14 protein-coding genes are annotated in these 13,270 nt (G+C 51.0%); 5 read left to right on the forward strand and 9 right to left on the reverse strand.

The window, feature by feature from the left end:
* Window positions 1-30: 30 nt before the first annotated feature.
* The 3 genes from EK22_RS22510 to EK22_RS22520 all read right to left on the reverse strand — a co-directional run bounded on the left by EK22_RS22510 (window position 31) and on the right by EK22_RS22520 (window position 2,072).
* Window positions 31-471, reverse strand: a complete 441-nt coding sequence (locus EK22_RS22510; RefSeq protein WP_020159873.1) for a GNAT family N-acetyltransferase — start codon at window positions 469-471, stop codon at window positions 31-33.
* 99 nt (window positions 472-570) lie between these two features.
* Window positions 571-1,209 (reverse strand): protein-methionine-sulfoxide reductase heme-binding subunit MsrQ, encoded by a 639-nt coding sequence (locus EK22_RS22515; RefSeq protein ID WP_020159872.1) that lies wholly within the window; start codon window positions 1,207-1,209, stop codon window positions 571-573.
* A gap of 47 nt (window positions 1,210-1,256) precedes the next feature.
* A complete protein-coding gene (locus EK22_RS22520) occupies window positions 1,257-2,072 on the reverse strand; it encodes a sterol desaturase family protein (protein ID WP_020159871.1) in 816 nt (271 codons plus the stop codon).
* Window positions 2,073-2,474: 402 nt separating this feature from the next.
* On the opposite strand from EK22_RS22520, the gene EK22_RS22525 reads away from it, so the two are divergent.
* The 4 genes from EK22_RS22525 to EK22_RS22540 all read left to right on the forward strand — a co-directional run bounded on the left by EK22_RS22525 (window position 2,475) and on the right by EK22_RS22540 (window position 4,992).
* Window positions 2,475-3,050, forward strand: coding sequence for a hypothetical protein (locus EK22_RS22525; RefSeq protein WP_020159869.1), 576 nt, complete (start codon window positions 2,475-2,477; stop codon window positions 3,048-3,050).
* 452 nt (window positions 3,051-3,502) lie between these two features.
* Window positions 3,503-3,823 carry a rhodanese-like domain-containing protein gene (locus EK22_RS22530; RefSeq protein WP_020159868.1) on the forward strand — a complete coding sequence of 107 codons (321 nt, stop codon included), beginning with the start codon at window positions 3,503-3,505 and terminating at the stop codon, window positions 3,821-3,823.
* Complete coding sequence (locus EK22_RS22535; protein ID WP_020159867.1) at window positions 3,813-4,283, forward strand: ankyrin repeat domain-containing protein; 471 nt, start codon at window positions 3,813-3,815, stop codon at window positions 4,281-4,283. The genes EK22_RS22530 and EK22_RS22535 overlap by 11 nt, the downstream gene beginning before the upstream one ends.
* Window position 4,284: 1 nt before the next feature.
* Window positions 4,285-4,992, forward strand: coding sequence for a dinitrogenase iron-molybdenum cofactor biosynthesis protein (locus EK22_RS22540; RefSeq protein WP_020159866.1), 708 nt, complete (start codon window positions 4,285-4,287; stop codon window positions 4,990-4,992).
* Between the two features lie 271 nt (window positions 4,993-5,263).
* On the opposite strand, the gene EK22_RS24535 is transcribed toward EK22_RS22540, so the two are convergent.
* The 3 genes from EK22_RS24535 to EK22_RS22555 all read right to left on the reverse strand — a co-directional run bounded on the left by EK22_RS24535 (window position 5,264) and on the right by EK22_RS22555 (window position 7,642).
* Entirely contained in the window at window positions 5,264-5,830 is a 567-nt protein-coding gene (locus EK22_RS24535) for a hypothetical protein (RefSeq protein WP_152565202.1), read from the reverse strand.
* Window positions 5,831-5,974: 144 nt separating this feature from the next.
* Entirely contained in the window at window positions 5,975-6,670 is a 696-nt protein-coding gene (locus tag EK22_RS22550) for a TVP38/TMEM64 family protein (protein ID WP_232216362.1), read from the reverse strand.
* Window positions 6,671-6,691: 21 nt separating this feature from the next.
* Window positions 6,692-7,642, reverse strand: a complete 951-nt coding sequence (locus tag EK22_RS22555; RefSeq protein WP_020159862.1) for an LOG family protein — start codon at window positions 7,640-7,642, stop codon at window positions 6,692-6,694.
* A 777-nt stretch (window positions 7,643-8,419) separates the two neighbouring features.
* On the opposite strand from EK22_RS22555, the gene EK22_RS22565 reads away from it, so the two are divergent.
* On the forward strand, window positions 8,420-8,854 hold the full coding sequence (locus tag EK22_RS22565) for a GlcG/HbpS family heme-binding protein (protein ID WP_020159860.1): 435 nt from the start codon (window positions 8,420-8,422) through the stop codon (window positions 8,852-8,854).
* Between the two features lie 204 nt (window positions 8,855-9,058).
* Here the strand turns inward: EK22_RS22565 and EK22_RS25070 are convergent, their stop codons facing one another.
* From EK22_RS25070 to EK22_RS22580, 3 genes are all read right to left on the reverse strand, one after another.
* Complete coding sequence (locus tag EK22_RS25070) at window positions 9,059-10,615, reverse strand: prolipoprotein diacylglyceryl transferase (protein WP_020159859.1); 1,557 nt, start codon at window positions 10,613-10,615, stop codon at window positions 9,059-9,061.
* A gap of 124 nt (window positions 10,616-10,739) precedes the next feature.
* Window positions 10,740-11,753 (reverse strand): Gfo/Idh/MocA family protein, encoded by a 1,014-nt coding sequence (locus tag EK22_RS22575; protein WP_020159858.1) that lies wholly within the window; start codon window positions 11,751-11,753, stop codon window positions 10,740-10,742.
* A gap of 547 nt (window positions 11,754-12,300) precedes the next feature.
* Window positions 12,301-12,663: an exosortase system-associated protein, TIGR04073 family gene (locus EK22_RS22580; RefSeq protein ID WP_020159857.1), complete on the reverse strand. Its 363-nt coding sequence runs from the start codon at window positions 12,661-12,663 to the stop codon at window positions 12,301-12,303.
* Window positions 12,664-13,270: the final 607 nt, after the last annotated feature.

Genomic DNA, 13,270 nt, shown 5'->3' on the forward strand with positions numbered 1-13,270 from the left:
GGATAGAGCATTAACTATACCAGTATTGCGCTAGGCCTTTCTCAGACAAATCAGCTGCGTGGGTTGCCAGGCCTGTTTTGCATAGAATTGCAGAGCCGGTCCATTGTTTTTATCGGCCAGCAACTGCAGACGCTTGAGCCCCCGCCGCTCCGCCCAGTCGACGGTCGCGGCCAGCAGTTCCTGGCCGATGCCCTGATGACGGAACGCCTCTGTCACGATCAGATCCTCTACCAGCCCCACCGGTCCGCCTTCGGCCGTGGAAATCAGGGTTTGCAAACTGCACATGCCCACCACGCGCCGGTCCGACTCGGCGACGAAAAGAGCGTCCTTCTCGCTGGCCAGCAATTGCTTGAGCCCTTGAATCTGCTTGTCCCGGTCAAAGGCAAAATCGGCTTCGATGGCAAACAGCTCTTCCAGAAGCGCCGCCAGTTGCGCGACGTCGGAAGGTTCGGCGGTTCTTATAGTGATCATGATGGCAATATGAAAAATGACTGGTTTTTTATTTTACGGCAAGACGCCCTTAAAAGGCAGGTCTCGATCTCGTCGAAGATAGCCGCGTGCACGTTCGCCTCAAATTTCGCTATCGTGCTGCAAATTCAGGCGTTTGAGCAAAGCGTTCTGCTTGCGCTTGTTGTATATGATGCGAATGATTTGCAGGAAAAGCAGAAAGGCGCCGTAAAACAGCGGAATGGATATATCGACTTTTTCACTGAAGACGAAATGCAAGATGCTCAACAAGGCGGCGGTATGCACGAGATTATGCAGCTTCGCCCAGCGCTTGCCCATCAGGCGCATCATCTGGTTGGTCGAGGTCACGGTCAGGGGAATCAGGATCAGATAGACCATCAGGCCGATATCAACGGCAGGACTTCTGACAATGGCTTCAAGGATATAGGCGCCGTTGAGGGAGTGATCAAAAACCAGAAAAACCAATAAATGGACGGTACTGTAAAAGAAGGTAAACAGGCCAAGCATGCGCCGGTATTTCATGACCGGCAGTTTCCGAAACAGCATTCGGGCAGGGCTGACCGACAAGGTGATCAGTAAAAAACGCAGGGCCCACACACCGCTTCGGTCTAATAATTCTTCTACGGGGTTGGCCCCCAAGTCGTCGGTTATGATATCCGCCACCATGAGCAAAAACGGTAGCAGCGCACAAATAAACAGGGCGTATTTAAATTTAAATGTCGGACATATTTTTCTAGTCATTAACACCGGACTTGTCAATTGGCCTCGCCAATTATTCATCATATTCCCTAATTGTTAAAGTGCAAAAATTCATTGATGACACTGTAGGTTCTCCTGGTCGTGCGAAAAAAATAAGCCATGGAATCCAGGGCGCTTACAAAGCCCATTTTCAGCAACTGCGTACAACTGGGATGTTGTATAGCCGCCAGCCCGATTTCCGCGGGGCGGGCATCCTGATAGGTGGCAAAAAGCCTGTCCCAAAACGAAAAGACGACGCCGAAATTTTTGTCGCGCTGGTTTAACGAGCGCGAATGGTGCAGCCTGTGTAAACGCGGCACGACAAATATTCTCGCGATCCGCTGTTCGTAAGGGAAAGTGATATTGGCATGCTGGAAAGTGACGAACAAAGCCACGATGCCTTCATAAAACAGAATGGTTACCGCGCTGAGCCCCATGGTAATAAAAAACAGGGTCTTGACGATGATGACCAAGATCAGGGACAGGGTATGAAAACGTACCGAGGTGGAGACATTCAAGCAGGCATCACTGTGATGGACCTGGTGAAAGCCCCAGAGAAGCTTGAAGGCATGCTCCGAGCGATGCCATAGATAGAGCGTTAAATCCATCAGTACAAACGCCAGCAGATATTTGAACGGCCCGTCGGGCATGTCGCTCAGCAGCCCGTGCCCTGAAAACCTGTCGACCAGCAAATACAGCGATTCGATAGATAAAAGCGCCAGGGTTATTTCATTAAATGCGAACAGTTTGAAGTTAGTCTTGTAGGACTCCCGCATTTTATCGGGAGGGTCTTTAAGGTAAGGCATGTTCTTTTCTGTTTTGATAAGAACAGCGAATAAAATCAGTGTCAGGAATATTAACCACATGGTTGACACCTCAACTTTAACGATCGTATCTCCACCCCAAAAGATACAAAAACCAATTTGCCAAAACCGTCAACGGTCTGGACAACATATCGGCAGTTGACGTTTTGTAGCATTTCCTACATTTTTATTGTTTGTATTGCCTCAAAGACCGCAACTGTTAGTTCTTTGAACAGTTTTCGCGTAAATTTGTTCAAAGAACATTTTCTGAAAAAAGCCCCGCTGTCGCTCACCGCTCCTGAATCAGCCAGCCTTCATCGCCTGTTTTTTTATAGTCGCTAGTAAATAGATAACTTTTGGCAAGCATTTTGCTAATCTCAAAATAAAGCGGGAAACCAGGATGCTGCCCAAACAACAGACAGCCCCAATCTCATTATTTAATCAAATGTTCAGGAGAAAAACACAATGCTACTCGACACTTACCAAGCGCAAGGATTATTGACTGTCACACTGGTGAACGGCCAGACCAGCGATACCGGTGTTTACGCTTACCGTGGCGATCTGGTTTTGAAGGAAGGTAAATTGCGTGAAGGCAGTACAAATACAAACGACCGCAACCCGCCCGAAGCTCTTTTGATTCACTCTGCCCTCGTGATTGAAAACGACAAGATCAAATTCATCAGCGGTTTGCTGGCGGAATTGAAATTACTGCCTTTATTCGTTGAAAAATATAAGGCCGACTTCGCCGAAGACTGCATCGCCCTGATTTATGTTGAAAATATCGGCAAAGGCATGCAAGTGGTCATGGAAGGCGTGACGTTTAAACTGCTTCCTTACAAGCAAGGCCTGGTGTGGAATGAACTGCTTGAAGAACTGTATATAGAAAAAAATGATTTAAAAGGCCAGTCCGCCGAAGACAAGGTGGCCACGGCTTACAGGGAGGCAAAAACCTATAAGCCGAAGACGGAGGTCGTGTCTTTTGAAGAAGCCGAAAAAAATACCATTGTCGTGATTAAAGAAGCGGCTGTCGGCGCGATTTAAACCGCTTTGGGTCGCACCAAAATGGTCGTTCAGCGAGGCAATCTTGGTGCAATTTATACATTTCGTTATAACCGCGATTTAAAGAAATATTTAACAAGTTATTGAAATTATGGGAATTAGTAACTTGGCACCATTAGTGCATCTTTAATGTGTAACCACTTTCATCGTCCTTCTCAATTTGCCCATGAAGCTGAGCTCGGCGTCTTATCTTTATAGATAAGACGCTTTTTTTTGCCTGACAAAACAGCACGTCCCCATAGGCTCGCCGCGAGAAAATTGGCAAATGTTTTGCTTATCTTCTGGACAGAACCTGCTGACATTGGCTAATTGATTGAAAGTGATAAACAAAAACTTTTCCAAATCCATTTTTGAGCGACAAAACCGAGCGATTGTCAGCTTTACTACAAACAGCCGTATTTTTATGAGGGTGACTTTAACGTCATGACACGCCGATGAAATATAAAAAAATCTCCGTTACCGATTCTGAGAAACTGATCAAAGACGCCCGCCCGATGATTCTGGACTGCCGGGACCTGAAAGACTACAAGGCCGGCCATCTGGAAGATGCGCTGCATGTGCACGAGGGTTTGAAAGAGTCGCTGATCAAACGCGGCGACAAACAGCGCAGCCTGTTGATTTATTGCTATTACGGCCATGCCAGCGAGCATCTTGCGGAATTCTTCGCCGACTTTGGCTTTAAGGATGTCTACAGCCTGGAAGGCGGCTATTCCGGCTGGAAAGAAAACCACAAGGGCGCCAGCGATGCAGCCTGAGATCGCGGACTGGCTACAGAACCATTATTTTTCCGTCAGCCATCCCTCTTCTCCCAACAATACCGGCATGTATCCGCTGATTTTAGCCTGCCAGCAAGGCCGCGACGATATCGTCGGGTTCCTGATCGCACATGGCGCCGATTTAAGCGTCACCGATCAATACGGCAATAATGCGCTGTGGGCCGCTTGTTACGCGCAGGATCTCGCCAGTATCGACGCCTTGATCGCCGCCGGTATCGATATCGATTACCAAAACGCCGCCTCGGGAGCCACCGCCTTGATATTCGCCGCTTCCAGCGGCCGGGAACAGGCGGTTGAACGCTTGCTGGCGGCCGGCGCCAATCCCGATCTGAAAACCCACGACGATTTCAGCGCCCTGGATCTGGCCTCGACAAGAAAAATACTGAAATTATTACGCACCCCCTCTCGCCCCCTACACCCACATTTATCAGGAGCTTGATATGGAATCCTTACCCCGTGAACTAGCCTTGCGCATCGCCCTGGCGACGCGCGTCCTGCCCGGCATCGGCGTGCCGAGATTGCTGGACATCCTGCATGAGCGCGCCGGCTCGCCGCTGAGTGATGAAAAACTGAAATCGATCACTGTCACCAATCTCAAGACCGGCATCGGCAGTCTTGATGGCGAGGAAGACGGCGAGGATATCGGCATCGGCCTTGAAAACATCAAGCTGGCGGTGCGCTATCTGTGGGGCGATGAAGCGGAAGATGAAAATCTGCCGGAAATCCAGCCCTATAAAGAAGGCGACATGCCCGAATCGATCCGGGTCGCCATCGGCTCGAACAGCGGCGCGCTGCTCAACGGACATTTCGGCTCCTGTATCCGTTTCCTGGTTTACCAGTTGTCGCGCACCGAGTGCAAACTGGTCGATATCCGCTCAACCATCGAAGCCGACAGCGCCGAGGACAAAAACCTGTTCCGCGCCAACCTGATCAAGGATTGCCATGTCCTGTTCGTGCAGTCGATAGGCGGCCCCGCGGCCGCGAAAGTCATCCGCGCCGATATCTACCCGATCAAGGAGCCCGAAGTTGTTGAAGCGCTTGATAAACTGAAGGAATTCCAGAAAGTATTCGACGCGCCGCCGCCCTGGTTTGCCAAAGTGCTCGGGCGCTCCGCCGAAGAGCGGGTACGGTTTAGCCATGCGAGCTAGGAGGTAATGATTTACTGCTGTTACGCACGAATCGTTTTATGTTTTGTTTTACTGCGAACATTGCGGTACCTGAATCGCGGTGTAGGTGCGAATTTATTCGCACAGTCCGAATGAATTCGCACCTACACCAGAAATTCATCCGCGCACTTGAGGAAGTTATTTTTGTGCGTGTTCCTAAATCAATTGCCCGCGTAACATCAGTGACTCATCAAAACAAAATTGTCAGAGTACTGATGATTATGGTCGAAGCCAGATAGCCCATTGCAACAGTTCATTGAACCGGAGTATTCAGATTGCTTTTATCGCCGATATACAAGATGGTCTGCCAGTTTTGATCTTTGAAATAACGAATTGAGACAATCGTCTTGGACCCCTCTTTGCTGAATCGGGTATGTTCTCCCCCGGAAGCGGTCGTATTGGTCTGGGCTGTCCATTGCGTTCCCAAGCACCGTTCCAGGATGCCTTCCCCTTTATGAAAATCGGCTTGCGCTCCCTTCATGCCGTTATGTGATTTCCATTCGCAATAATAATTGCTTAAACCGGCAGCCCATTCCCAGACCTGACAGTTATTAGCGCCAGGAAACAATATCGTTGCATCCCAAAGGATCATTCTTCGAGTGACGCTTTTGTTTTTCCTGTACCTGGCAAACTTATCAGGATGCGCGTCTATCAATTCTTGCAGCTGAGTACAAATCTGTTGTTCCGGCACGGCTTCCGACTTGGCTTCTTGTTTAGGCTTTGAAACGGAACATGAAGTTGAAAGAAGCGTAATCGCACAGGCCAAAATCAAAATAACCGATGGGGTCAATCCGGCTGGACTGGATGACTTTATCTTCATGATTATCTCCTTATGATTGAAATTTTCACTCGACCTGGAGTTTATACCCAGCACACCGGGAAAAAGTTCGCCTGCCGGGGAAATAGCGCCGTTTTAGACGATCCATGTCAATTCCGCTATGCAGGTCGAAGCAAGCTTATCGCGTCACTTTTCCCTATCGTTATCGATATGCAAATCCTTAAGCGCTTTGCCGGCTAATTTCGAGATATAAAACATGATTCCCAGTGTAAGCAACAACCCGGCCGCCAGTAACGGATACGGCACCGTCGGTTGTGCCGAGGCGCCGCTGGCCCACCCGGCCAGATGCTTGGTTGTGTAACCGATATAGACCAAGGCCAGGTTGTAAATGAATATGCCGCTGGTTGCCGTCAGATAAGGCCAAAATCGGACCGGGGCAATAGCAAAGGCATAACTGAGCAACGCAAACGGCAGCGGCGTCAAGCGCAATAGAAACATTAATTTGAAAGGCTGATCGGCCAAGGCTGAATTCAGAGCGGCAATTTTTTTATGCCTGGCAATAAAACTGACCACTTTCTGCCTGAATAAATAACGCCCCAGTACAAATATGAGTGCTGCCGCAAGATAAGTGGCAATGACAATGTAAAACGTACCGGCACCGATGGAAAATAGCAGGCCCGCGGCAAAACAAAGTGCGTCGACAGAGACAAAAAAAGGCGTCAGTACTACGAATAAACCGATAAAGCCCAGCGGCGCCCAAGGCCCCAGATTTTTAACCCAATGCTCGAGATCCGGAAGATGCAATTCCAGTTGATGTCCGATCACCAGTAAAATTCCGACAATTGGCACTAAAAGCAATAATTTTCGGGTCAATTCGTTCATATCTTTCCCCATAAGCAGTTATCAAAACAGCGGCTTGCCGTTGACCTTATGCCAATCGAGAATGCCCTGCCAGATTTCCTCGGCGGTTTCCGCATACCAGAACAGGTCCCGATCCTCGATATCGATCACGCCTTCATCGACTAAAAAATCGATATTGAAAGCCTGCTTCCAATACGCCTCGCTGACCAGAATCACCGGCACCTGCTGAATTTTGCGGGTTTGCATCAACGTCAGCGTTTCAAACAATTCGTCAAATGTGCCATAGCCGCCCGGAAACACTACCAATGCCTTGGCCCGCAATAAAAAATGCAATTTGCGCATGGCGAAATAATGAAACCGGAAACAAAGATCGGGCGTGATATAGGGATTCGGAAATTGCTCGTGGGGCAGATTAATGTTCAGGCCCACCGATTTGGCGTCGACGTCGTAAGCGCCGCGATTGGCGGCCTCCATCATGCCCGGGCCACCGCCGGTCATGATCACGCACTGGCAATCGGTCGGGCCTTCGCCGGATTGGCCGACTAAACGGCCGAACTCGCGGGCGACATTATAAAAACCGCTTTTGGCATAGATGCGTTCGGCGATCGCCAGTTTTCTTTTTAACTCCGGATCGTCCGGCCTATTTTCCAGTACCGCCTGCAAGGCTTCGACTTTCCGCTTCGCACCGCCCGGTTCCTTGATCCGGGTGCCGCCGAACACGACGATGCTGTGCTTGATCCGGTTCTCCACCAGCAGACGTTCGGCTTTTAAAAAATCGACCTGCAAGCGGAAAAAACGCAGATCGTCCTGATAGAGAAAATCGAGATCCTGATCGGCTTGCCGATAACTGGGACTGGCGAGAATTTTCTTCAGCCGTTGCGGAGCTTCCGGGTCCTCCTCGGCGGGTTTCGGCGTCTCCCAGGGCAAAGGCTCCAGTCTCGGGCTGGTGCCCGGCTTTAAATCAGGTGATTCGGATTTTACGTGATTAGCCATAGGACTCGCCTCTTCCATTTTTATTACGATTAAATGTTTCAAGCCATTCTCAACCCATCACGGCCTGGATAACAATCAATTTAGTTAGCTGAACAAAATCCTGACCGATGTTATGCGTACATTCGGTTAATGAGTACGTGCAGGACGGGTTGGCGCTTCAGCGGGAACCCGGCCCAGGCGGCTTTGAACGCTGGCTTTATCAACCCGGCCTACCGCTATTAAAACCGCACGGCCTGTGCGTAACATCAGATCCTGAATACTAAGTCTTAGTGTCATTTCTGACTGTTTCATTCCGGATAAAACGCGCGGGACTACTGTAATATATAGCGTTACATCGCCTGTTCAGGCCTGAAAAAATACAGTAGGGTACGAGGCTGTGAAAGAATTAGTAAAAAACGTCATAAAAAGCCTTATTCACCACGAAGATCACGAAGGACACGAAGAAAAAATTAACTTAATCAAAAACTTAAAACTTCGTGCTCTTCGTGTCCTTCGTGGTTAAATCCTTTAAATTGAATACTTTCACAGTCTCGTACGCATTGGGTACCTTTTCCAACGGTTCCGGTGAATGCCATCCCAGAAGGTACGCACTGCGTACCCTACCGAATTTATGGATACCTCTGGCGCCCTGCCGGTCAGTGAATGGCTTGTTTTCATGGCGACGCATGCCTGAAGGCAATGTTTCCAACTAATGAATAACGCTGTAAGTATTTGCCCGTCTTGTCCTGCTTTCTTTTATCGTGCTAACTTTGCTGGAAAATACCGGAGGATCAAAACATGCACGTAACCTATGAACAGGCTGAAAAGGCGATCGCCGCAGCCATTGAAGAAGCCAAAAGAATCAACACGCAGATGTGTATCGCGGTAGTGGACTCCGGCGCCGATCTCAAGGCGTTCGTGAGAATGAATAATGCCTGGGTCGGTAGCGTGGACATCGCTATCAAAAAAGCCAAGACGGCTTGCTTCTTCGGTATGAATACCGGACAGATCGGCGAGCTGTCACAACCGGGCGGCAAGCTTTACGGCATTGAGCATTCGAACAATGGCCTGATCACGTTTCCCGGCGGCATTCCCATCGTGGATGAAGAGGGCAATCTGATCGGCGCGCTCGGCGTCAGCGGCAGTACGGTGGAAAATGACCATCAGGTTGCCAAGGCCGGTGTTGAGGTCATCGGCGTTACCGATCTGCCGGCACATCCCTGGCGGACTTGAGTTCAGGATTAACAGTAAAGCGGATTGCAGGGTTGATTGTATAAGCGGCAAGGTATGCAGCGCATACCCTGCCGCTTAGGATTGAGTCGTCAATCATGTCCCTGTCTAAGCATAGGATGTGCCGACGACAGGAGGCGCACTTGTGCCCTTTAGGGTATCGTTCGCGAGCGATGCCAGCATAAAACAGATAACCGTCCTATTCAGCTAACCTTGCATCCGCTCCAGCCGTTCCGCCAATTTGGTACAGACCAAGGTATCGTGATGGCGTTTCAGCACTGAATCAGTCGGGCTATCCGGCAGCTCGGACTCAATCTGGGTCTGAAGATTAGACAGGAAATGGCGCCTGAGAATCGAGTCCTCCGGTATGCCGGTCTTGCTTTCCACCCGAACGAAGGCTTCATTACGCATGGCGGGCTCTGCCTTGGCTTCAGGTTGACTGCTTTGAACGACGGACGGCTTGCTGGCCGCCACCTCGACCGCGCGTTCTTGCGGCACAGGCGCCTGTTCCCGACTTTCCTGAGCCGATGGCCAATCCAGTTGCATTCTTATCATGGTTTCATAATGCCGGCGCAACATGGAATCGGTGGGATAAGGGTTGGTCAGGGCTTCGCGATCGGCCTGCAGCTGTGTCAGATAGTGCCGCCTGAGCACGGAATCCTCGGGCAGCCACGCTTCATTCACTGTTTCGGTTTCGGCCTCGGCCTGAATCTCATCATAAGTTGCTACCGAAGATGACTCACGCTCGGATGCGATTTCATTTTCCAGACTGTGAATGGCCGCCTGGCCGCTGGCCGCATTCTGCCGCCGGCTCTCTTCCCGCGTCGGCACCTCTGCCTCGCTGACCTGTAGCGATGGCTCGTCCACCTGGATTTTCACCATGGCATCATAGTGCCGGCGTAGCGTCGAATCAGTGGGATAAGGGTTGGTCAGGGCTTCGCGCTCGGCCTGCAGCTGTGTCAGATAATGCCGTCTGAGCACGGAATCCTCGGGCAGCCACGCTTCATTCACTGTTTCGGTTTCGGCCTCGGCCTGAATCTCATCATAAGTTGCTACCGAAGATGACTCACGCTCGGATGCGATTTCATTTTCCAGACTGTGAATGGCCGCCTGGCCGCTGGCCGCATTCTGCCGCCGGCTCTCTTCCCGCGTCGGCATCTCTGCCTCGCGGGCCTGTAGCGACGGCCCGTCCACCTGGATTTTCACCATGGCATCATAATGCCGGCGCAGCGTCGAATCGGTGGGGTAAGGATTGGTCAGCGCTTCGCGCTCGGCCTGCAGCTGTGTCAGATAGTGCCGTCTAAGCACGGAATCCTCCGGCAACCAGTCGGCCGGCAGTTCCTCGCGCCCGACCGACGGAGCCGGTTCCGGTGTCGGCGCTTTGGCTTTCTCGACAGCCACCGGCGCCTCCTCTTTAACCGCAACCGGCTCCGGTTTTTGCATCGGGGCTTCGGCTATTTTAGCCTCTTCTTTCAGCGCCGCCGGCGTCTCCTCTCTAACCGCAACAGAGGCCGGTGCCGCCGTTTGTTCCTGGACGGCATGCTGACGCCGGTCCTCGATACCCGCCTGACGTCTGTCAATGACCGGTCGGACGGTTCCGGAATCGCCAGACCGGTTTTCCGCGGCCGCGGGCGCGCTTTCGGTTTTCCGCAGGCCTGGCTTTGCCGTCCTGTTTTTAAACGCTTTCCGTCTGATCAAGTAGCGCTTGACCACCCAGAACATAAGAATAATTGCCAACGCGGCCAGTATAAGTAACGCTTCCATAGTAACCTCCCCTCTCTGATTAATAGAACCCCGTCTGACCGACAACTTCCAATCAGCCCATCAGGGCCGTTGGTTGCTTCATTTACAGACAGGCCATATCGTTTGTTCTTCAGCAAAAAGTACTTTAAGTTAATGTTACCCGCTGTCCCTGAGCGGCGGACTGCAAGGCTGCGACAATAGTCTTGCAATTGATTTTGGCATCATCGAGCGACAACAGCGGCGGCTTGCCATTCAGCACGCAGTCGCCGAAGTGTTCGATTTCCAGCCGAAAATGGTTGGCGACCGGCAAGCGTTCCTCGCATTGCCGCCCGTCTTCGGTCCACCAGGAAATCACCGGCACATCGCCGGGCAACTGCCAGACCGTATGGCATTTAATGCCGCCTTTTGTACCGGTCACCTCGTATTCGCACCGGCGCGCCCGCTCAAAACTGAAATCGAAATGCGCGAACTTGCCATCGCCGAAATCCATGATGCCGCTGGTGGTTATATCGGCGCCGCTTTCGACATACTTGGCCATGGCCGTTACCGCCAGCGGCGCCTGATCGAAAAACAGGCGCGCGGAATGAATGGCATAGCAGCCGATATCCCACATGGCTCCGCCGCCGCGCTCGACACTTTCCGCCAGCCGGTACATGCGTGCGGGCCGCATCATGAACGAATAGCTGGCACGCACCGAACGGATCTCGCCGATAAGGCCCGAATGGACCAGTTCCAGCACTCGCGCATGCTGGGGATGAAATCGGTACATGAATCCTTCCATGACGGTGACGTAACGGCGATACGCCGCCGCCTTGATCGCCTCGATATCGGCCACCGTCAACGCCATCGGTTTCTCGCACAGCACATGCTTACCCTGCTCGATCGCGCGCAACGCCCATTCCGCATGCTCGTGATTCGCCATGGGCAGGTAAACGGCCTGAATATCGGGATCTTGAAGCAACTCGTCCAGGTCATCATACACATGGATGCCCTGCAGCCCGGGTGCATACTTCGCCAATGTCTGCGCGGCCGCGCCGGGACGCCGGCTGGCAATCGCCACCAGTTCCGAGTTCCCCGCCTCCGCGATGGCAGGCAACAGACGCTCATTGACGCGCGCAGCCCCCAGAATGCCCCAACGTAATTTCGAATTGTTGCCCATAAGAATCACCTTTGTTTACCAATTGTGTATGCATTATATCCAGACAGGCTCAGTTCACAACATCGGTGTTAAGAATAAAAGAGTTTGTCAAGACCCGAATTCAGTCTGGGCTTTAGTTATACAGGCAGGACAGGCAAGAAAGCGAAGCCATGACTGAAGCATTTTTTGCCGTCCGGTTGGTGCATTCCGGAAGCTTTTTTATGGCGTGCATTGTCTGTTGTGGCTTTCCAGAAGACAGCGGCACTGAATATCAGAAGTTGATTGCACCACAGAAGACACAGAGGGCACGGAGCGTATAAGCTACTTTGGAGCTTTTCAGAAAACCCGGCATAAGGGCTTCGACATGCCGGGTTTATCAACCCAACCTATGAGCTCTGTGTCCCCTGTGGCTATTTATTAACTTGGTCTAAAAATGAATGTTTTCACGGGTGCAATTGGCTTCGGAGCAGACCGGGCTTTCCGCAAAGCTCCCGCTCAATCCGCGGGCTGACGGGGAAGGGAAGAAGAAAAAAATCTCCCCGAACGAGTCGGGGAGAGAAAATGGCTGTTATTTGAAAGTCCCGCCGTAAGTCGTGGATTGATCGAATTCAGACCAGGCATATTTAGGCTCGACCATGCTTTTAGTCGGGATCGGACTGGTGATTACGTCAAATACGCCCGATGCGGTTCTCCCTAACGTATGCAATGTACCCATTATCAGTCCACCGGTTGCGCCGACGATCGGATTGGTATCCTTGCTGGTGTTGACAATATTTTTAGGAACTTCGCCAATCCCGGTAAAAATATTGGCAAATCCTGTTAAAAACTTGTCGCTCGTTTGATGCAAATAACTTTCATCGGCTTGGCTGGCCGGGGCGTATAAGCCGCATGACAAAACCAAAGCCAACCCGATCGATTTGAATTTGTGCATAAATCACTCCTAAAATTATTATTAATATTGTATCGAATCGCTATTACAGTATAGAGCAACGGATTTGGCCCGTCAAAACCTGGGCGCTGTTGATATTTGAAGCCGCAGGATTCCGGGTTTCAGAACTCGAACCGGGCTCAAATTGAACGGTTCACAGCCCCGCAGGAAAAAACACCGCATCTTTTAATTTGGTGGACAATTTGGCTGAACCTTGAAAAAGGTACGAGACTGTGAAAGTATTCAATTTAAAGGATTTAACCACGAAGGACACGAAGAGCACGAAGTTTTAAGCTATTGATTAACTTAATTTTTCTTCGTGTCCTTCGTGATCTTCGTGGTGAATAAGGCTTTTTATGACGTTTTTCACTAATTCTTTCACACTCTCGTACGCTATGCGTACCCTACTTCCAGGCCGGGTTTCCGCAGAGCGCCAACCCCTGCGAGCACGCGGATAGCTGCATCAGGCGTCCTGAGGCATGAAAGCCTCTGTTAAGGAACGGAAATAAAATAAGACGCCGAAGAGTTGGCGTCCCTCTTGATCTCTGTTACCGGCATTACAAAATTGAATACCTGGCTTGCAATGATCGAGGAGTCCATACATGGGTTG

This window comes from Methylobacter sp. BBA5.1 (genome assembly GCF_000746145.1).
GTDB lineage: Bacteria > Pseudomonadota > Gammaproteobacteria > Methylococcales > Methylomonadaceae > Methylobacter > Methylobacter marinus.